The 18,649-nt window shown below is 65.2% G+C and carries 19 protein-coding genes; 9 read left to right on the top strand and 10 right to left on the bottom strand.

From position 1 onward, the window contains the following. Positions 1 to 25: 25 nt before the first annotated feature. Genes CIT40_RS03510 through CIT40_RS03500 form a run of 3 tightly spaced genes read right to left on the bottom strand, consistent with a single transcriptional unit; the run spans position 26 to position 2,600 of the window. Entirely contained in the window at positions 26 to 397 is a 372-nt protein-coding gene (locus CIT40_RS03510; RefSeq protein WP_094890889.1) for a dimethylsulfonioproprionate lyase family protein, read from the bottom strand. Positions 398 to 422: 25 nt separating this feature from the next. Continuing rightward, positions 423 to 1,061, bottom strand: a complete 639-nt coding sequence (locus CIT40_RS03505; protein ID WP_094891066.1) for an RraA family protein — start codon at positions 1,059 to 1,061, stop codon at positions 423 to 425. 21 nt (positions 1,062 to 1,082) lie between these two features. Then, positions 1,083 to 2,600, bottom strand: a complete 1,518-nt coding sequence (locus CIT40_RS03500) for an AMP-binding protein (RefSeq protein WP_094890890.1) — start codon at positions 2,598 to 2,600, stop codon at positions 1,083 to 1,085. 232 nt (positions 2,601 to 2,832) lie between these two features. Between CIT40_RS03500 and CIT40_RS03495 the strand changes: the two genes are divergently transcribed. Beyond that, positions 2,833 to 3,453 carry a hypothetical protein gene (locus CIT40_RS03495; protein WP_162307333.1) on the top strand — a complete coding sequence of 207 codons (621 nt, stop codon included), beginning with the start codon at positions 2,833 to 2,835 and terminating at the stop codon, positions 3,451 to 3,453. Positions 3,454 to 3,575: 122 nt separating this feature from the next. Here CIT40_RS03495 and CIT40_RS03490 read toward each other — a convergent pair whose 3' ends face one another. Both CIT40_RS03490 and CIT40_RS03485 read right to left on the bottom strand, forming a co-directional pair. Continuing rightward, positions 3,576 to 3,791: a hypothetical protein gene (locus CIT40_RS03490; protein ID WP_094890891.1), complete on the bottom strand. Its 216-nt coding sequence runs from the start codon at positions 3,789 to 3,791 to the stop codon at positions 3,576 to 3,578. Between the two features lie 17 nt (positions 3,792 to 3,808). Beyond that, the gene (locus CIT40_RS03485) at positions 3,809 to 4,816 is read right to left on the bottom strand and encodes a 2-dehydropantoate 2-reductase (protein ID WP_094890892.1); all 1,008 of its coding nucleotides are present in this window, start codon (positions 4,814 to 4,816) and stop codon (positions 3,809 to 3,811) included. 162 nt (positions 4,817 to 4,978) lie between these two features. Here CIT40_RS03485 and CIT40_RS03480 point away from each other — a divergent pair, with 162 nt between their 5' ends. Both CIT40_RS03480 and CIT40_RS03475 read left to right on the top strand, forming a co-directional pair. Further along, entirely contained in the window at positions 4,979 to 5,551 is a 573-nt protein-coding gene (locus CIT40_RS03480; RefSeq protein ID WP_094891067.1) for a YidB family protein, read from the top strand. Positions 5,552 to 5,593: 42 nt separating this feature from the next. Next, positions 5,594 to 5,866 (top strand): GlsB/YeaQ/YmgE family stress response membrane protein, encoded by a 273-nt coding sequence (locus tag CIT40_RS03475; protein WP_080670147.1) that lies wholly within the window; start codon positions 5,594 to 5,596, stop codon positions 5,864 to 5,866. A gap of 130 nt (positions 5,867 to 5,996) precedes the next feature. On the opposite strand, the gene CIT40_RS03470 is transcribed toward CIT40_RS03475, so the two are convergent. Beyond that, on the bottom strand, positions 5,997 to 6,782 hold the full coding sequence (locus CIT40_RS03470; RefSeq protein WP_094890893.1) for an SDR family NAD(P)-dependent oxidoreductase: 786 nt from the start codon (positions 6,780 to 6,782) through the stop codon (positions 5,997 to 5,999). A gap of 271 nt (positions 6,783 to 7,053) precedes the next feature. Between CIT40_RS03470 and CIT40_RS03465 the strand changes: the two genes are divergently transcribed. Genes CIT40_RS03465 through CIT40_RS03455 form a run of 3 tightly spaced genes read left to right on the top strand, consistent with a single transcriptional unit; the run spans position 7,054 to position 10,148 of the window. Continuing rightward, a complete protein-coding gene (locus tag CIT40_RS03465) occupies positions 7,054 to 8,118 on the top strand; it encodes an acyl-CoA dehydrogenase family protein (protein ID WP_094890894.1) in 1,065 nt (354 codons plus the stop codon). 16 nt (positions 8,119 to 8,134) lie between these two features. Next, entirely contained in the window at positions 8,135 to 9,295 is a 1,161-nt protein-coding gene (locus CIT40_RS03460; RefSeq protein ID WP_094890895.1) for an acyl-CoA dehydrogenase family protein, read from the top strand. A gap of 40 nt (positions 9,296 to 9,335) precedes the next feature. Further along, entirely contained in the window at positions 9,336 to 10,148 is an 813-nt protein-coding gene (locus tag CIT40_RS03455) for an enoyl-CoA hydratase/isomerase family protein (protein ID WP_094891068.1), read from the top strand. Between the two features lie 184 nt (positions 10,149 to 10,332). On the opposite strand, the gene CIT40_RS03450 is transcribed toward CIT40_RS03455, so the two are convergent. From CIT40_RS03450 to CIT40_RS03440, 3 genes are all read right to left on the bottom strand, one after another. After that, complete coding sequence (locus CIT40_RS03450) at positions 10,333 to 11,079, bottom strand: VOC family protein (protein ID WP_162307818.1); 747 nt, start codon at positions 11,077 to 11,079, stop codon at positions 10,333 to 10,335. A gap of 2 nt (positions 11,080 to 11,081) precedes the next feature. Next, on the bottom strand, positions 11,082 to 11,870 hold the full coding sequence (locus tag CIT40_RS03445; RefSeq protein ID WP_094890897.1) for an enoyl-CoA hydratase: 789 nt from the start codon (positions 11,868 to 11,870) through the stop codon (positions 11,082 to 11,084). Positions 11,871 to 12,004: 134 nt separating this feature from the next. Further along, a complete protein-coding gene (locus CIT40_RS03440) occupies positions 12,005 to 13,210 on the bottom strand; it encodes an ABC transporter substrate-binding protein (RefSeq protein ID WP_094890898.1) in 1,206 nt (401 codons plus the stop codon). Positions 13,211 to 13,460: 250 nt separating this feature from the next. Between CIT40_RS03440 and CIT40_RS03435 the strand changes: the two genes are divergently transcribed. Both CIT40_RS03435 and CIT40_RS03430 read left to right on the top strand, forming a co-directional pair. After that, positions 13,461 to 14,312, top strand: a complete 852-nt coding sequence (locus tag CIT40_RS03435) for a thermonuclease family protein (RefSeq protein ID WP_094890899.1) — start codon at positions 13,461 to 13,463, stop codon at positions 14,310 to 14,312. Positions 14,313 to 14,346: 34 nt separating this feature from the next. After that, entirely contained in the window at positions 14,347 to 15,837 is a 1,491-nt protein-coding gene (locus CIT40_RS03430) for a M48 family metalloprotease (RefSeq protein ID WP_100298057.1), read from the top strand. A 138-nt stretch (positions 15,838 to 15,975) separates the two neighbouring features. On the opposite strand, the gene CIT40_RS03425 is transcribed toward CIT40_RS03430, so the two are convergent. Continuing rightward, complete coding sequence (locus tag CIT40_RS03425; protein ID WP_094890900.1) at positions 15,976 to 17,304, bottom strand: MFS transporter; 1,329 nt, start codon at positions 17,302 to 17,304, stop codon at positions 15,976 to 15,978. A 181-nt stretch (positions 17,305 to 17,485) separates the two neighbouring features. On the opposite strand from CIT40_RS03425, the gene cyoA reads away from it, so the two are divergent. Then, entirely contained in the window at positions 17,486 to 18,646 is a 1,161-nt protein-coding gene (gene cyoA, locus CIT40_RS03420; protein ID WP_094890901.1) for a ubiquinol oxidase subunit II, read from the top strand. Positions 18,647 to 18,649: the final 3 nt, after the last annotated feature.

Genomic DNA, 18,649 nt, shown 5'->3' with positions numbered 1-18,649 from the left:
GCTTTGCTTTTTGCTTTTAAGCGCTTCAGGTCGTGCCGAAGCCCGATCCCGCTTTCTTGTATTCTGGCCGAGGCGGACTGAAGATGTCCAGCACCCGGGCGCCGTCAGGGCCGGCGCGCATGGTGTGCGGCACATTGCCCGGGGTGCGCCAGAAATCGCCCTTCTTCACCGCAATCTCCTCATCGCCCTGGACGCGGATGGCGGAGCCGTCGAGCAGCACGCCCCATTGCTCCTCGGGATGATGGTGCAGCGTGCCCTGCGCATGCGGGGCCAGCGTCACCACCGACAGCATCGCCTGCTCGCCGGAGAAGATGCGCGTGGTCACCCCCGCCGCGAGCTCACGGAACAGCCCGTCGCTGGGATCGTCGATATTGTGGAATTCTTCCTTCTGGCTCACGCCGTCCTCCCTTTTGCTCTTGTGATCAGGATTTGCCGTAGGAGCCCTGATAGCGGCCCTCGCGGATCGCCTTCATGGTCTCCTCCTCGCGAGCGACCTGGGCGCGCACGGCTTCCAGCAGCGCAGCCGCGCCCGCGGCGGGAAACGACACCACGCCATCCTCGTCGCCGACGACGATGTCGCCGGGCGAGATCACGCTGCCGCCGATCGTGACGGGCACGTTGATCTCGCCGGGCCCGTTCTTGTAGGGGCCGCGGTGGATCACGGCGCGGGCGTAACATGGAAAGTCGTCGCCTGCGAACGCCGCGACATCGCGGATCGCGCCGTCGATCACATAGCCTTCGGCTTTGCGCCATTGTGCAATGTTCTTCATGATCTCGCCGACCAGCGCGCGCGTCTCGTCACCACCGCCGTCGACCACGATGACGTCGCCGGGCCCGACCAGCTCGAGCGCGCGGTGGATGGCGAGATTGTCGCCGGGACGGGTGCGCACGGTGAAGGCCGTGCCCACCAGCTTGGCCCCGCGATGATACGGCTTCAGCCCGACCGCGCCGGGGAGCCGGGCGAGATTGTCTGAAATGACCGAGGTCGGCGCCCCGCGAAAGCCTTCGATGATCCCGGCCGGCGGCTTGGGCACGCTGTTGGCTGCGATGGTGATCGTCATGTCCTGGATTCCTTCCGTCAATCAATCGGCCTGCGCCCGCGCCTTCGCCGGCCATATCCGGAAGGCGCGCCCTTCCTTCATCCACGCTGCGCGCTCGTCGCGCAACAGGGTGCGGCGGACTTTTCCGGAATCATCGCGCGGCGGGGCGCCGACGAACTCGAAGCTTTCAGGGTGCTTGTAACGGCTGAGCCTGTCCTTCAAGAACTCCGCCATGCCGTCGGCGATCGCCTGGCCATCGCTGTCGGCCTCCGGCTCGATGATGGCGTGCACGCGCTGGCCGAGCTCCGGGTCGGGCAATCCCACCACCACGCAGGAGCGCACGCCCGGACACTCGGAGACCGCAGCCTCGACCTCGGCCGGATAGATGTTGGCGCCGCCGCGCAGCACCATGTCGGCAAGACGGTCGCCGAGATAGAGATAGCCTTCCGCGTCCAGACGGCCGATATCGCCGAGCGATTCCCAGCCGTCGCTGCGCCGCTTCGGCTCGGCGCCGAGATAGTGATAAGTGGCGTCCCTGCCGTCATTGTTGAGGAAATAGATCTCGCCGGTCTCGCCCGGCGCAACGTCGCTGCCGTCCTCGCCGATGATGCGAAGCTTCGCCATGTCGCCGATCTTGCCGACGGAGCCCCTGTGCGTCAGCCATTCCGTGCCGGAGATGATGCAGGCGCCCTGCCGCTCGGTGCCGCCATAGAGCTCCCAGATCCGCTCCGGGCCGAGCCAGGCGATCCAGTTCTCCTTCAGCCAGGGCGGCATCGGAGCGGCCATGTGAAACACGGTCTGCAGGCTCGACAGATCATAGGCGTTGCGCACCTGCTCGGGCAGCGCCCAGATCCGGTGCATCATGGTCGGGACGAAATTGATCCATTGCACGCGCTCGCGTTCGATCTGCCGCAACGTCTCCTCGGCGTCGAACTTGGCAAGGCCTGTGAGCTGGCCGCCGGTGAACAGCGCGTAATGCGACACGATGAACGGTGCATTGTGATAGAGCGGCCCCGGATTGAGCAGCGAGACCCCGATCGGGATATTGAGCGGCGGCACGGCCACGGTATCTGTCACCGCCGGCTGATGATCGAGGATCACTTTCGGCCGGCCGGTCGAGCCGCCGGAGGTCATGGCCTTCCAGTAGCGCGCCACCGGCGGATCGAGCGCCTCATCCGAAAAACCTTCCGGAACGAAATCCGCCGGCAGACGGTTCGGCGCGTTCCAATCGGCCTCGCCGCCCACCACCAGCGCGGGCTTGAGAATGTCGAGCACGGCAGCGGCCTCGCCGCGCGGCAGCCGCCATGACAGCGAGGTCGGCGTCGCCCCGCACTTCCAAACTGCGAACGAGGTCTCGAAGAACGCATTGCCATTCGGCAACCCGATCGCAACGAAATCGCCAGGCTTGACGCCCTTGGCCATGAACGCCCGCGCGCGCCGGTTGGCACCGCGCTCGAGCTGGTCCCATGTCAGCGTGTCCTGCCCATGGCGGATCGCGATCGTACCTTGCGGTTTGCGTTCAGCGTACCAGCGCGGCACGTCGGACAGGGGCAGCAGCATCAGGCGTTTCCACTTCGTCTTCTTGGCGTCGCCTCAGGTGAGGCGCTCGCAGGTCGAAGTGTAGCAGTTTGCCGGACTGCGGCGCTGTGACTCCCGCGCCACGTCAAGCACAAAATGTCAGCATCCCAGCCATGAAATTCCCGGGTTCCACGGGTGACAAGCCGACGATAAAGAGGCAAAAATCCGGCTCGACTCAGTTCGGGTTGAGTTTGGCAAGGAATGCTCTTGTAGAATGTCGTCCGTGATTGCATTGCGTCGTGCGGCGCTGCTTCTCGTTGCCGCAGCAGGGCTTCTTCTGCTGACGCATGCGCATGCCCAGGCGCAATGGTGGAAACGCGCGCCCGTCGACTTCGAGGAATGCGCCGACGCCGCCGAGAAAGCCGCGACCAAATCCGAGAAGACAGCCGCGCTCGCCGATTGCAACGCCAAGTTCGCCGGCCGCCGCAAGCCGGGCGGCGGCTATTCCTATTACGACTTCCTGCAGGATCGCACCTTCGACATCGCCGGCCCCAATCCGACGCCGGAGGAGCAGAAGAAGATCGACGCAGCCTATACCGCCTATCTCGCCAAGGAGCGCCGCAACAACGAAGCGGCCGAGGCTGCCGCGCGTCAGCAGCGCGAGCAGCAGGAGCAACAGGCGCGGCAAATCCAGCAGGTCGCATTGCGAACCGACGTCGAGCGCGTGCCGATGCCGGTCGAACGGCCAAAGGTGCAGCAGACCATCGGCCAGCGGAAGGGCGCGCCCTGCGCCAAGGGCTCGTTCTCGTGCGAATGGCCGCGGCTGTCGGAAGGCTTGAACGATCTGAAGAAGCTGTTCAATCCGACCCCGAGCAAGCCGGCGAAGAAGGGCTGAGTCTCTTGCACTGACCTGTAGGGTGGGCAAAGGCGCAAAGCGCCGTGCCGACCATTCATCAATGATTGAGAGAGTTGGTGGGCACGCTTCGCTTTGCCCACCCTAGAGCGGGACCTGGAGCCTCAGTTCTTGTACTTCTTCTTGCCGTGTTTCGGTTTGGCCACCGGCACATCCGCCGGCACCGTGACTGTCGGCGAGCCGCCCAATTGCGACCGGCTCTCCTGCAGTCGCCTGTCATAGCCGGGAGAGGTCTGGACCGTCGGCGGCCTGGCATGCGCGAGTGTCGATGCGCCTAACAGCACGGTCAGCGCCAGTCCCATCATTCGCCAACGCCTCATCGCACATCTCCTCTTACTCAAGTCCTGCCGCGGATCTGCTGCGGCGTCAGACGCGGCGGACCGTTGCCGGCCGCCTCGGCTTCCCTGATCAGCGCAACAATGCGGCGCATCAGCGGCACCTCGACATGATTTTGTTCGGCGAGCGCGATGACCGCCCCTTGCAGATAGTCGATCTCGGTCTTGCGGCCCTGTTTCAAATCCTGCCACATCGAGGAGCGCGCCTCGGGATCGATCTTCATGGTCCGCCCCAGGATCGCGTTGAAGATCACGTCGGGCAGCCGCAGCAGCGTCGGCGTCCAGTTCATTGGAATCGGCGTCGCCGAGACCGGCGCGATGCCGGCGGCCTTCAGCACAGCGAGCCCCTCGGCCATCTGATCGGCGAACAGCCTGCGCCAGTCGCGGTTTGCCAGTTGCGCGGCGAGCGGCAAGTCGGACAATGCGCTGAGCGCGTTGTTGAGATTGATAATCAGCTTGCCCCATTGCACGCCGGCGATGTCGCGGCTCGCGCGCACCGTGAGACCGGCCACCGAGAGCGCCGCGGCCGTGTTCCCGGCATCCTCTCCAATATGGATGTCGCCGGAGGTCGAGCGGTGGAAACGGCCCTCGCCCATCGCGATCACGTTGAACGGCACCATGCCGGCGAGCACGCGGCGGTTACCAAGGCGCTCCCGCAGCACCGCGACATTGCCGACACCGTTCTGGAGCGAGACGATGACGGCATCCTCAGGCGCGTGCTGCGCGATCTGATCCGCGACATCGGCGGTGTCGGCGCTCTTCACGGTGACCAGCACGATGCCGGCGCTGTGGAAGATCGCGGGATCCTCCGACAGCGCGAGCTGGCCCGCACCCAGCTTCTTCTCGGAACCGTCGAAGCCGGTGAGCCGCAGGCCGAACCGCTCGATCTCGGTCTTCACCCGCGGCCGCACCAGCAGCGCGACACGGCGGCCCGAGGCGGCCAATTGGCCTCCGACGAAACAGCCGATGGCGCCCGCGCCGGCCACCACGATCGGTCGATCCGTCATCACCTCGCCTTGCTCCCTGAACGACCCGCCCTCGATAGCAGAGGGGAGGCCGGCAACCAATCGCGTCGCATCCGACTTGTAACGGTCATGAGCGCCCCATATGTTTTCGCCCCGGGGGCAGTCAGCGGCGAGCGCTCGCCGGACGAGACGCCAAAGGAGAGCACCATGGGTCTACTCGACGTCCTCAACGGCATGCAGAACGGCCCGCGCGGCCCCTCTACGCCGAGCTCCGAGAAATCCTCCGGCGGCATGTCGCCGATGACGATGGCGCTGCTCGGCCTGCTTGCCTGGAAGGCGTTCAAGCACATGACCGCAAACCAGTCCGGTACGGCGCCGCAGCCGTCGCCGACGCCTGCCCCTCCGCCGGTGAACGCCGACGGCGGCGGTCTTGGCGGTCTCGGAGGCCTGCTCAAAGGCGGGCTCGGCGGCCTGCTCGCGGGCGGCGCGGCCGGATCCGTGCTGAGCGGCGGCCTTGGCGACCTCCTCAACCAGCTCCAGCAGGGCGGCCACGGCGACACCGCGAATTCCTGGGTTGGCAAGGGCCAGAACAAGCCGATCGCACCCGGCGATCTCGCCAACGCACTCGGCGCCGACCAGATCGAAAGCCTGTCCGCCCAGAGCGGCCTGTCGCGCGACGAACTGCTCAACGGCCTCAGCCAATATCTGCCGCAGGTGATCGATCATCTGACGCCGGACGGACGGCTGCCGACCGAGCAGGAGCTCTCGGGCAAACTTTAATCGGACCTTGATCGACGCGCTTTCGGGAAGGGGAGCATACTCATGAGCATGGGCGGCCTGTTGTGGATCATCGTCGTCGGCTTCATCGCCGGCCTCATCGCGCGCTGGCTGGCGCCGGGACCGAACAACCCGAGCGGCTTCATCCTCACCACTATCCTCGGCATCGCCGGCGCGTTTCTCGCCACCTTCATCGGCCAGGCGATCGGCCATTACAGCCCCGACCAGGGCGCCGGCTTCATCATGGCCACGCTCGGCGCAGTGGTGGTGCTGTTCATCTGGCACCGGCTGGTGGCGAGCGGCGTGATCAAGGGGTAGCGGCCGCCATCTGTTAGGTGTTACGCCGCCTCATCGCACTCCGTCATTGCGAGGAGCGAAGCGACGAAGCAATCCAGAGTCTTTACGCAGAGGCAGTCTGGATTGCTTCGCTGCGCTCGCAATGACGAGTTCACGTAATCAAATGCATCCCCGCATCCATGCGCACGACTTCGCCGGTCATGTTGCTGGAGGCCGGCATCGCCAGGAAGCAGACCAGTTGCGCGATGTCCTCGGCTGATGACGCGACCTTGAGCGGCACCTTCGCCACCACGCTGTCACGCACCTGCTTGGCGCCGGCTTCGCCGCGGCCCTTGGTGAACCATGGCGTGTCGATATAACCCGGGCAAACCGTGTTGACGCGGATCAGCGGCGCCAGCGCGCGCGACAGCGACAGCGTCATGGTGTTGAGCGCGCCCTTGCTCGCGGCGTAGGCGATCGACGAGCCGACGCCGCTGATGCCGGCCACCGAGGAGACGTTGACCACGGCGGACGGACGCCCCGAGGCCTTCGCGCCGGCCTCGAGCAGGCTGCGCGCGGCGCGCACCATCTGGAACGGGCCGATGGTGTTGACGCCATAGAGGCGCTGGAAATCTTCAGCCGACAGGCCGTCGAGATCGGCATGGGCAACATGTTTGGTGGTGCCGGCATTGTTGACGAGGATGTCGAGCCGGCCCCAGGCGCTGGCGGCCGCAACGATTCTGCGGCAATCGTCATCCTTCGAAACGTCGCCCTGCGCGACCAGAACGTCCGGAGAGCCGGCCTTGCGGCAAGCCTCCGCGGTCGCCTCGGCCTCGGTCTTACTCGACGAATAGTTGATGACGAGCCGCGCCCCGCTGCGCGCGAGGATTTCCGCGGTTGCCGCGCCAAGGCCGGATGCCGACCCCGTCACGATCGCGCACAGATTGTCTTTGGCCATCCGGATTTCCTTCCCCTGGTTCAGATGCGAGCCTTAAGCCGCTGGCCTTGTTTAGCGAGTTTGCCGCGCCCTGCAAATCGATCAAACTCCGCTAAGCGGAATTAGCCTCCTCTTGATCCTTGTCCATGCCTGAGCCGCAGGTTGACCTGCGATCAACGCTTGTCAGGGCCATGGCTTTTTCGGATCATCGGGCGCAAGAAGACCTGCCAAGAAGACTTGCGCGGCTCGCTCACCAGGCGGGACGCGCCAACGGCAAAACACGGGGAACGCTGTGGCGGAGAGTGACAACATCGTCGTCGAGACCGCGGAGAAGATCTTCGCCGATCTCGCCGATCCGCAAACCATCAACAACGACAAGAAGAATGCTTGGCAGGCGCCGCTGTGGCAGGCGCTGAGCGAGGCCGGCCTGCCCTTGTCATGGGTACCCGATGATCTCGGCGGCTCCGGCGCGAGTCTCGCCGACGGCTTTGCGCTGCTGAACGCCGCCGGCCGCTTCGCGGTCGCGGTTCCGCTGGCCGAGACCATGCTCGCGGGCTGGCTGCTGGCGCAGGCGAAGATCGCATCGCCCGAGGGCGAGATGACGGTGCTGCCGGCGTCGCCCAAGGACCGCATCACTCTCGATGCCGACGGTTCGCTCTCCGGCCGCGCCCGCGGCGTGCCCTATGCCAAGGCGGCGAAGCATTTTGCGGTGCTGGCACACGGGAAGGATGGCGTCTCGATCGCGCTGGTCGATGCCGGCAAGGTCCGGATCGAGTCCGGCCTCAATGTCGGCTACGACCACAGCGACACCGTGACGCTCGACAAGGTCCAGCCCGTCACGCGCAAGGCCGCGCCGAAGGAGCTCGACCAGACCACGCTGATGCTGATGGGCGGCGTTGCGCGCAGCCTGCAAATCGCCGGCGCGCTGGAATCGATGCTCGACATCTCCGTGCGCTATTCCAACGAGCGCGTCGCCTTCGAGAAGAAGATCTCGAAATTCCAGGCGGTGCAGCACAATCTGGCGCGCCTCGCCGGCGAATCCGCCGCGGCCCTTGCGGCTGCGACTTCGGCGGCCGACGCCATCGCGAACGCCACTTCGTTCAACGGCGAGGTCTATCTCGAAGCGGCCTCGGCAAAGATCCGCTGCGCGGAAGCTGCGGAAAAAGGCGGTGCCATCGCGCATCAGGTGCACGGGGCGATCGGCTTCACCATCGAGCATATCCTGCACCGCTATTCGCTGCGGGCGCTGGCATGGCGCGACGATTTCGGCTCGGAGAGCCATTGGGCCGTCGAGCTCGGCAAGCTGGTCGCAAACCGCGGCGCCGACGAATTGTGGCCGCTCGTGGCGTCGCGCTGATCAGGGAGAGAAACACATGACCGCTGCCCTCCGTTTCGACCCGATCCGCCTGCCCGAGAAGTGCGAGCAATTGCGCAAGGAAGTGCGCGCCTTCCTCGCCGAAGAGATCGCCGCCGGCACGTTCGACCCGCACAAGCCCAACCGCGAAGACACCGACGCGCCGGAATTTTCCCGCCGGGTCGGCGCCAAGGGCTGGCTCGGCATGACCTGGCCGAAGAAATATGGCGGCCAGGAGCGCTCCTTCCTCGAACGCTACGTCGTGACCGAGGAGATGCGCGTCGCCAACGCGCCGACGCGGCGCTTCTTCGTCGCCGACCGCCAGAGCGGACCGGTGCTGATCAAATACGCGCCTGAGCATATCAAGATGGATATCCTGCCGCGGATCTGCCGCGGTGAAATCTGCTTTGCCATCGGCATGAGCGAACCGAACTCCGGCTCGGACCTGTTCGCGGCGAAGACGCGCGCGACCAAGACCGACGGCGGCTATCTCATCAACGGCACCAAGATCTGGACCTCGTCGGCGCACATCGCCGACTACATGATCGCGATCTTCCGGACCTCGCCGCCGACCAAGGAAAACCGCCGTCACGGCCTGACCCAATTCCTGGTCAAGATGAAGCAGCCGGGCATCCAGGTGAACCCGATCGGCCAGATCACCGGCCAATACGAGTTCAACGAAGTCGTCTTCACCGACTTCTTCGTGCCCGAGGATCACGTGCTCGGCGAAGTCGATGGCGCCTGGAAGCAGGCGACGAGCGAGCTGGCGTATGAGCGTTCCGGTCCCGAACGCTTCCTCGAGACCTATTACGTGCTGACCGAGCTGGTGCGTGCGGTCGGCCCCAATCCGGACACGCGTAGCGCCGAAGGCATCGGGCGCCTGGTGGCGCAGCTCCACACCATGCGGCGCATGTCGGTCTCGGTGGCCGGCATGCTGCAGGCCGGCAAGGAGCCGGTGGTAGAGGCGTCGATCGTCAAGGACATCGGCACGGTCTGGGAGCAGCAGCTGCCGCATCGCGTGCGGGATCTCGCTGCCTTCGTCGAGGAGACCGCGACCAACCGCGAGACGCTGGAGCGGCAGCTCGACTTCGCCATCAAGACCGCACCGAAACTCACCATCCAGGGCGGCACCACCGAGGTGCTGCGCGGCATCATCGCCCGCGGACTTGGTTTGCGCTAGCCGCGCAGGGCCTGGTTTGCGCTAATCAATCGAGGACATGATGAGCACTTATAAAGACATCGGCGTCGAGAAGGTCGGGCATGTCGGCACCATCGAGATCCGCCGCCCGCCGCTGAACTTCTTCGACATTTCGTTGATCAACCAGATCGCGGATGCGCTCGACGAATTCGACCGCGACATCGAGATCCGCGCTTCCGTGCTGTCGGCACAGGGCAAGGCGTTCTGTGCCGGCGCAAATTTCGGCGATCCGGCGCGGCAGGCGCAGGAAGCGCGTGAAGCCGAGAAGAAGGGTGACCCCGCCGACAATCTCGGCCCGATCAACCATCTCTACATCCAGGCCGTTCGCATCTTCCGCGCCAAGAAGCCGATCGTCGCCGCCGTGCAGGGCGCCGCCATCGGCGGAGGGCTCGGCCTTGCGGTGTCGGCCGATTTCCGCGTCACCTGCCCCGAAGCGCGCTTCTCCGCCAACTTCACCAAGCTTGGCTTCCATCCCGGCTTCGGCCTGACGACGACGCTGCCCGAGCTGATCGGCAAGAGCAACGCCGAGCTGATGTTCTACACCAGCCGCCGCGTCACCGGCGAAGAGGCGTACAAATGGGGCCTCGCCAACGAGCTGGTGCCGCAGGACCAGGTCAAGGCAGCCGCGATGAAACTCGCCGGCGAGATCGCCGAATGCTCCCCGCTCGGCCTGCTCTCCACCCGCGCCACGATGCGCGCAGGATTGGCCGACCGCGTCATGGCCGCGACCAATCACGAGCTCGGCGAGCAGACGAGATTGCGGGCGACGGAAGACTTCAAGGAGGGCGTGAAGGCGACGGAAGAACGGCGCACGGCGAACTTCAAGGGAAGGTAAGGGCTTTCTTCCTTCTTCCCTTGTGGGAGAAGGTGGCGCGAAGCGACGGATGAGGGGTCTCTTTCCACGCGGGCAACAGCGATGCCGTAGGGTGGGCAAAGGCGCGCAGCGCCGTGCCCACGTCTTTTCCAATTGATGGAGATGGTGGGCACGCTTCGCTTTGCCCACCCTACACTTCCGTCGCTCAGTTGACCCGAAACGTCACCCCACCCAGCAGAAACTCGTTGCCCGCCACCGCAAGCCCCCTGGCCTTGGCGGTTGACAGCACGCGCGCCACATCGGTCACACGAAACTCCAGCGCGCTCATGATTTCGCTGGCGCCCTTCACGAAGCGGAAGGTCGCGTTGGGCAAATTCAACTGAGCACCTTCAGCCGCAATGCCGAGGATCCTGCCCCAATGCCCCGCCAGCCCCTGCGGATCCGGGCTCTGCATCTCCACCGCCGTCAGCGCCTGCGTCACATCCTTGCGGATGAATTTCTGCCAATCCGGCCCGGCCGGCGGATAAGCGCCCAGAATATCGTCGCTGCCGTTGGTGTGGTTGAACTCGATGAAGGCGGCGCGGCAGTCGCGGGGGTGGAGTTGCACGCCGTGATAGGGCGCATGGTCGATCACGTTGGCGGTGCGCACGCCAAGCGCGTTGGCGTTGCGGCCACGCTCGTCGGGATCGTTGCAGCAGAATATCGCCATGTAGCCGCCGCGGCCGCCGGTCTTCTCGATGAAGCGGCCGGCCGTGGTGCCATCCTTGAACGGCGCGACCACCTCCAGCATGATCGTGTCGACCGGGAGCAGCGCATTCTCCAGGCCGTATTTCGCGACATTGCCGTCCTGGTAGCAGACGACGAGACCCATGATCTCCGCGATGTCGGAGATCACGGGCGCGAGCTGCGGCGCGACCAGGCAGATCTGCCGCAGCCGCAGATAGGGCGCCATGGTCATGCGCCCTTGAAGCTCGGCTTGCGCTTCTCGACAAAGGCCTTGGCGGCCTCCTTATGGTCCTCGGTATCGCTGCAGCGAGTGTGGTGGATCGCCTCGCCGTCGAAGCAATCCTCCAGCGGCAGATGCTCGGCGTTGTTGATGTTGCGCTTGATGAAGCCGAGCGCGATTGACGGGCCCTGCGCCAGCGACAGCGCAAGCTCGTGCGCCGCAGTCTCGATCTCCGCATCGGGCACGACCTTGGTCACCATGCCGATCGCGTGCGCCTCCTTCGCCGTGAGCACCGGCGACATCAGATAGAGCTCGCGCGCCCGCGCGCTGCCGAGCAGCTGCGTCAGGAAATAGGTGCCGCCGTAATCGCCGGAAAACCCGACCTTGGCGAAAGCGGTGGTGATCTTGCAGGATTCGGAGGCGATGCGCAGATCACACGACAGCGCCATCGAAAGACCGGCGCCGGCCGCGGCGCCATCGAGCTGCGCCACCACGGGCTTCGGCATCTGGTGCAGGATGCGCGAGACCTCCATGCCGCGACGGAGGTTCGCCATCTTCACCTCGAACGGCAACGGCGCCCGGCCCGCCGCCATCGACTTGACGTCGCCGCCGACGCAGAACGAACCACCGGCGCCCTTGAACAGCACCGCCCGCACCTCCGGATCGTCAGCCGCGCGGCGTGCCGCCTCGACCAAACCGGACACCATCTCGGGGTTGAGCGCGTTCTTCCGCTCGGGCCGGTTCATGGTGATGGTGAGCAGCCCGCCTTCGAGCTTCTGCAGGACCATGTCGTTCATGGGGCGTCTCCCTTGTTATTGTTTGATCGACCTATCACCACACCGTCATCGCAAGGAGCGAAGCGACGAAGCAATCCAGACTGTCTCTGCGGAAACATCTCTGGATTGCTTCGCTTCGCTCGCAATGACGAGGCTCACTTCTTCACCAGCGGGCAGCGCGACTGCTCCAGCGACTGGAACGCCTCGCTGCCTGGCACGGTGGCGAGCAGCTTGTAATCGTCCCAGCGGCCCTTCGATTCCGACGGCTTCTTCACCTCGAACAGGTACATGTCGTGGATCATGCGGCCGTCGTCGCGTATCTTGCCGTTCTTTGCAAAGAAGTCGTTGATCGGCGTTTCCTTCATCACCTTCATCACCGCCGCAGCATCGGTCGTGCCGGCCGCCTTTACCGCCTTGAGGTAATGCGTGACGGAGGAGTAGACGCCGGCCTGCGCCGAGGTGGGCACACGCTTGGTTCGCTCCATGAAGCGCTTCGAGAACGCGCGCGTGTCGTCGTTGAGGTCCCAATAAAAGGCTTCAGCCAACAGCAGGCCCTGCGCGGTCTCCAGGCCGATCGAATCGATGTCGGAGACGAAGGCGAGCAGCGGCGAGACCTTCTGGCCGCCCTTGGTGATGCCGAACTCGGCCGCCTGCTTGATGGCGTTTACGGTGTCGCCGCCGGCATTGGCGAGCCCGATCACCTTGGCCTTGGAGGCCTGGGCCTGCAGCAGGAACGACGAGAAATCCGACGTATTGAGCGGATGACGCACGCTGCCCAGCACCTTGCCGCCGGTCTTGGTGACGACGGCGCTGGTGTCCTTCTCCAGGTCCTGGCCGAAGGCGTAATCGGCGGTCAGGAAGAACCAGGTGTCGAGGCCCGACTTCACGGCCGCAAGGCCGGTCACGTTGGCCTGGCCGTAGGTGTCGAACACGTAATGGATGGTATAGGGACCGCAGGCTTCGTTGGTGAGACGGATCGAGCCCGGACCGTTGAACATGATGATCTTGTTGCGCGCCTTGGCGATCTCGCCGGCCGCAAGCGCGGTCGCGGAGGCCGCGACGTCGTAGATCATCTCGACGCCCTGGTTGTCGAGCATGTCGCGCGCGATGTTGGCGGAGAGATCGGCCTTGTTTTGATGGTCGGCCGCCAGCACCTGGATCTTGCGCCCCAGTACTTCGCCGCCGAAATCCTCCACCGCCATCTTGGCCGCGGTCTCGCTGCCGGGGCCGGTGATGTCGGCATAGAGGCTCGACATGTCGAGGATGCCGCCGATCTTGAGCGGGGGCTTGTCCTGGGCCTGTACGGCGCTCGCACTGAGGGCGAACGCGGCGGCAAAAATGCCCGACAAAATTTGCTTCATGGAAAAAGACCTCCCTTATCGCGCCGTACTCTGATGGCGGCTTGGTTGTTGCTGTTGCCGCAATCATGCCGCATGCGCAAGAGGGCAGCAAGCGCGCGGTGCGATGAAGATCAATGATCATTGCGCGCTTTCCGCAAAGCGGAATGGCGAGACGACGCAAAATGTTTCCGCGTCATTGCGAGCGCAGCGAGGCAATCCAGACTCTTTCCGCGCAGGGACTCTGGATTGCTTCGTCGCTCCGCTGGTCGCAATGACGGGACATGAGGAAGCGTCTTCGCGAAACGCTACACTTGAGGTAAAGCAGGAGCACAACGCAACCTCTCCGGGTCACGTGGCACGACTTCTTTACTCTATCGTGGCGACCCTTCTCCTCGCGAGCCACACCGCGCTCGCGACGCCATGCCAATTCGAATCCCAAGGCGAAGGCCGCGTCGCCGCGATCGTCGATGCGCGCAGTGTGCGTCTCGATGACGGCCGCGAAATCCGCCTCACCGGCATCGAGCCCACGGCGACGACGAAGCAGGCGCTGACCTCGTTGCTCGCCGGCCGCGACGTCACACTCCGCGGCACTGACGACACGCCCGACCGCTACGGCCGCCAGGGCGCGCTGGTCTTCATCGGCGAGAGCGACACCCCGGTGCAGTCCATGCTGCTCGCCCAGGGCGACGCCCTGGTTTCCGCCGAGATCAGCGACAAGGACTGCGCCGCCGCCCTGATGGCGTCGGAGGCCGCGGCACGGCGCCAAAAAAATGGCAGCTGGGCTGACCCGTCGGCCATAAAAAACGCGGAAAGTCCGGACGATATTTTGGCGGGGATGGGGCACTTTGTGGTGGTCGAGGGTAAAATCCTGTCAGTCCGGCAAGCTGGGGCAATGACCTACCTCAACTTCGGACGGAACTGGACACGTGGCTTTGCCGCGACTATTTCAAAGCGCACGCTACCGGCGTTCGAAAGCGCCGGCATCACCCTTAAGTCCTTGGAAAATAAACGTGTTCGAGTCCGGGGCTGGGTCGAGGGGAATACAGGACCGCGGATCGATGTGCGGCTCGTGGGGCAGATCGAGTTGCTGGGCGCGAACGAGCCGACAGGGATAAGGCCCTAAGAGGGCCAGGCACGGGTTAAGCGACGTGAATGGGGTGCTAGAACGGCACGTACGGAACGAACGCCGCCGCCTGCGGGCGGCGCCGGCCGTGCTATGCCTCGTGCTGGGCACGGCGCTGGCGGGCTGCGGCGACATGGGCCGGTTCCAGACCGCCGCCGTCCCGGCCACCGTCGCGATGCCGAAGCCGAAGCCGGCCGTAGCCCAAACCCCTGCCACCGAGAAGGAGCACGAGCGGATCCTGGCGAGCTATGGCGGCACTTACGACGATCCCAGGCTCGAATCGCTCGTCAGCAAGACCGTCGACCGGCTGGTTGCCGCCTCGGATCGCCCCGACCAGGGCTACAGGGTCACGATCCTCAATTCTGGCGCGGTGAACGCCTTCGCGCTGCCGAACGGCCAGCTCTATGTCACCCGCGGCCTGCTTGCGCTCGCGAGCGACACCTCTGAATTGTCCTCCGTCCTCAGCCACGAGATGGCACATGTGCTGTCCAAGCACGCCGCGATGCGCGAGGACCAGGCGCGCCAGGCCGCGATCGTCACCCGCGTCGTCACCGACATGAGCAACGATCCGGACCTCACCGCGCTGGCGCTGGCCAAGACCAAGCTCACCATGGCGAGTTTTTCGCGCAAGCAGGAGTTCGAGGCCGACGGCATCGGCGTCGGCATTTCCGCCAAGGCGCATTTCGACCCCTACGGTGCTGCGCGCTTCCTCTCGGCGATGGAGCGCAATGCCGAGCTGAAAGCGGGCAAGAGCTCGCTCGATCCGCGCGCGCAGGATTTCACCTCGTCGCATCCGGCAACGCCCGAGCGCGTGCAGAACGCGCAGACCATCGCGCGGCAATATACTGCGCCCGAAGGCGCCGAGCGCGACCGCGAGACCTATCTCGCGGCGATCGACAACCTCGTCTACGGCGAAGACCCCAGCGAAGGTTTCGTCCGCGGCCGCCGCTTCCTGCATCCGAAGCTCGGCTTCACATTCCAGGCGCCGGACAATTTCACACTCGACAACACCGCCCAGGCCGTAATCGGCGTGCGCGAGGGCGGCGCACAGGCGATGCGTTTCGACGTGGTGCGCGTCCCGGCCGAGCAGTCGCTCGGCGACTACCTCAATTCCGGCTGGATGGAGGGCGTCGAGAAGGCGTCCACCGAAGACATCACCATCAACGGCTTTCCGGCCGCGTCCGCCACCGCCAAGGGCGACCAGTGGCAGTTCAAGGTCTACGCGCTGCGCTTCGGCAGCGACGTCTACCGCTTCATCTTCGCAACCCGGCAGAAATCGACCGAGAGCGAGCGCAACGCGCGCGAGACCGTCAATTCATTCCGCCGCCTGACGCTGGACGAGATCCAGGCCGCGCGTCCGCTGCGCATCAAGGTCATCACCGTGCAGCCCGGCGACACCGTGGAATCTCTGTCCCACCGCATGGCCGGCGTCGATCATCCCGCCGAGCGCTTTCGCGTGCTGAACGGCCTCGATCGCACCGCGCAGGTGAAGGTGCGCGATCGCGTGAAGATCGTGGCGGATTGACCAGGGGGTTCGTGCGGTAGGGTGGGCAAAGCGCAAGCGTGCCCACGTCTTTCTCTCATGTGGAGAAGAACGGTGGGCACGGCGCTTACGTGCCTTTGCCCACCCTATGACACCTGTGATGCGGCGACCGCTTGGGCCTCAGCGCCCCGCGTCCATATCGCCGGCCTCGCGCTGGCCGCTGAGCCAGAGCGCGAGCAAGGTCCAGAACGCACCGGACAACAGATACGCACCCGAGGCGATGACGCCGAGATTGGTGGCGAGCAGCAGCGCCACCAGCGGCGCGAAGCCGGCGCCGAACAGCCAGGCCATGTCCGAGGTCAGTGCCGACGCCGTGTAGCGATAGGTCTGCTTGAAGTTCGAGGCGATCGCGCCCGAGGACTGGCCGAACGACAGGCCGAGCAGGATGAAGCCGATCACCATGTAGATGGTCTCGCCGAACGCGCCGGCGTCGAGCAGCTGCGGGGCAAAGCCGCTGTAGATCGCGATCGCGATCGCTGACCCCATCAGCAGCGATTTGCGCCCCACGCGGTCGGCGATGATGCCGGACGCCACGATCGCGCCGACGCCGAACACGGCAGCGACGATCTCGATGATCAAAAAGCGCACCGGGCTTTCGCGGGTGAACAGGAACACCCACGACAGCGGAAACACCGTGACCATGTGGAACAGCGCAAAGCTCGCCAGCGGCGCGAACGCGCCCAGCATGATGTTCTGGCCTTCGCGTGCGACGGTCTCGGAAATGCGCGCCGGCTGCAATTCGCGGGTCTCGAACAGCGAGGCGTATTCCTCCGTCGTCACCATGCGCAGGCGGGCGAACAGCGCCACCACGTTGATGGCGAACGCGACGAAGAACGGATAGCGCCAGCCCCAGTCGAAGAAATCGTCGGCCGAGAGGTTGCCGGCGAAATAGGCGAACAGCGCGCTCGCCACGATCAACCCGAGCGGAGCGCCGAGCTGCGGCACCATCGCGTACCAGCCGCGCTTGGAAGGCGGCGCGTTCAGCGCCAGCAGCGAAGCCATGCCGTCCCAGGCGCCGCCCCAGGCCAGACCCTGCGCGATGCGCGCCAGCGCCAGCAGCCAGATCGCGGCGGCGCCGATCTCGTGATAGCCGGGCAGGAACGCCAGCGCGACCGTGGCGGTGCCGAGCAGGAACAGCGCGGAGATCAGCTTGGCGGTCTTGCCGTAGGCACGGTCGACCGTCATGAAAATGACGGTGCCGATCGGCCGGGCCATGAAGGCCAGTGCGAACACCATGAAAGAATAAAAGGTGCCGGTCAGCTCGCTCGCGAACGGGAACACCAGACGCGGGAACACGATCACCGAGGCGATCGCGAAGACGAAGAAGTCGAAGAATTCCGAGGTACGGCCGATGATGACGCCGATGGCGATCTCGCCGGGACTGGCCTGGTCGTGGCCGTGCTCGCCCGAGTGGAGGTCTGCCATTGCGGGGGTCTGTGCCGTCGCCATGCGTGCGCCCTTAACGTCCTGAAAACCAAAGCCGACCGCCCGGCGGGGCGCCAGGCAATCCGGCTTTGTCTGACCCAACATTCCGCACTGCAACATTGGACAAATTGTCCAATGTCCGGATTGCTGCGCCGCAGCTACCCGTTGGCCCCGCAAAAGAAACTCATTCTCAAAGGCTCGGCCCGTGTCTCGTCTCAAGATCCTGGCGCTACTACCTCTGGCTGCTGCGCTCAGCGGCTGCGACTATGTCGTGCTGGCGCCAGCCGGCGATATCGCAGCCCAACAGCGCGACCTCGTCATTATCTCCACCGTCCTGATGCTGCTGATCGTCGTCCCCGTGATGGCGCTGACGGTGCTGTTCGCCTGGCGCTATCGCCAGTCCAACACGGCCGCTCGCTACGAGCCTGAATGGGATCACTCGACCGCGCTCGAACTGGTGATCTGGTCGGCCCCCCTGCTGATCATCGTCTGTCTGGGCGCGCTGACCTGGATGGGCACGCATCTGCTCGACCCCTACCGCACGCTTGGCCGCATCCATGCCGACCGCGCCGTGGACCAGTCCAAGGCTCCGCTCGAGGTCGACGTCGTCGCGCTCGACTGGAAATGGCTCTTCATCTATCCGGACTACGGCATCGCCACCGTCAACGAGCTCGCAGCTCCGGTCGATCGTCCGATCAACTTCCGCATCACCGCGTCCTCGGTGATGAACTCGTTCTACATCCCAGCGCTCGCCGGCCAGATCTACGCGATGCCGGGCATGGAGACCAAGCTCCACGCGGTGGTGAACCACGCCGGCAGCTACAAGGGCTTCTCGGCCAACTACAGCGGTGCCGGCTTCTCCGGCATGCACTTCAACTTCCAGGGCCTCGACGACAAGGGTTTCGACGCCTGGGTCGCCAGCGCCAAGTCGGCGGGCGGCTCGCTCGGCCGCGCCGAATATCTCCAGCTCGAAAAGCCGAGCCAGAACGAGCCGGTGCGACGCTGGGGCACCGTCGATGCCGATCTCTACCGCCTGATCCTCAACATGTGCGTCGAGACCGGCAAGATGTGCCAGAGCGAGATGATGGCGATCGACGCCAAGGGCGGCAACGGCCTTGAGGGCCTGAACAACACGCTGCCGCTGGCCTACGACAAATACGCCCGTCGCGGCACGGCGCTGGGGCCGGAGCCGAGCTTCGTCGCCGGCACCTGCACGCCCGATGCGCCGCAAGGCAGGACCACGGCGTCGATCACGGCTCCCCTCGATTTGGCGCCGCTGCTCGGCGCCGGCCTGAAGCGGCCGGGCTTCACACCGCTCAAGTCCTCGTCCTTCTTCCTCGGACTGCGTCCCAAGTCCGATTCCTGAAGT

The sequence above is a fragment of the Bradyrhizobium amphicarpaeae genome (genome assembly GCF_002266435.3).
In the GTDB taxonomy this organism is placed as follows: Bacteria; Pseudomonadota; Alphaproteobacteria; order Rhizobiales; family Xanthobacteraceae; genus Bradyrhizobium; species Bradyrhizobium amphicarpaeae.
Note: the sequence above shows the minus strand (reverse complement) of the source record. Positions and strands in the feature narration are given on the sequence as shown.

What these genes read in the sequence shown, in the direction of transcription:
- CIT40_RS03505 (WP_094891066.1), bottom strand. Translation starts at nt 1,061, where the DNA reads ATGACGATCACCATCGCAGCCAACAGCGTGCCCAAGCCGCCGGCCGGG.
- CIT40_RS03500 (WP_094890890.1), bottom strand. Translation starts at nt 2,600, where the DNA reads ATGCTGCTGCCCCTGTCCGACGTGCCGCGCTGGTACGCTGAACGCAAA.
- CIT40_RS03495 (WP_162307333.1), top strand. Translation starts at nt 2,833, where the DNA reads ATGTCGTCCGTGATTGCATTGCGTCGTGCGGCGCTGCTTCTCGTTGCC.
- CIT40_RS03490 (WP_094890891.1), bottom strand. Translation starts at nt 3,791, where the DNA reads ATGAGGCGTTGGCGAATGATGGGACTGGCGCTGACCGTGCTGTTAGGC.
- CIT40_RS03480 (WP_094891067.1), top strand. Translation starts at nt 4,979, where the DNA reads ATGGGTCTACTCGACGTCCTCAACGGCATGCAGAACGGCCCGCGCGGC.
- CIT40_RS03475 (WP_080670147.1), top strand. Translation starts at nt 5,594, where the DNA reads ATGAGCATGGGCGGCCTGTTGTGGATCATCGTCGTCGGCTTCATCGCC.
- CIT40_RS03470 (WP_094890893.1), bottom strand. Translation starts at nt 6,782, where the DNA reads ATGGCCAAAGACAATCTGTGCGCGATCGTGACGGGGTCGGCATCCGGC.
- CIT40_RS03460 (WP_094890895.1), top strand. Translation starts at nt 8,135, where the DNA reads ATGACCGCTGCCCTCCGTTTCGACCCGATCCGCCTGCCCGAGAAGTGC.
- CIT40_RS03455 (WP_094891068.1), top strand. Translation starts at nt 9,336, where the DNA reads ATGAGCACTTATAAAGACATCGGCGTCGAGAAGGTCGGGCATGTCGGC.
- CIT40_RS03450 (WP_162307818.1), bottom strand. Translation starts at nt 11,079, where the DNA reads ATGGCGCCCTATCTGCGGCTGCGGCAGATCTGCCTGGTCGCGCCGCAG.
- CIT40_RS03445 (WP_094890897.1), bottom strand. Translation starts at nt 11,870, where the DNA reads ATGAACGACATGGTCCTGCAGAAGCTCGAAGGCGGGCTGCTCACCATC.
- CIT40_RS03440 (WP_094890898.1), bottom strand. Translation starts at nt 13,210, where the DNA reads ATGAAGCAAATTTTGTCGGGCATTTTTGCCGCCGCGTTCGCCCTCAGT.
- CIT40_RS03435 (WP_094890899.1), top strand. Translation starts at nt 13,461, where the DNA reads ATGACGGGACATGAGGAAGCGTCTTCGCGAAACGCTACACTTGAGGTA.
- CIT40_RS03425 (WP_094890900.1), bottom strand. Translation starts at nt 17,304, where the DNA reads ATGGCGACGGCACAGACCCCCGCAATGGCAGACCTCCACTCGGGCGAG.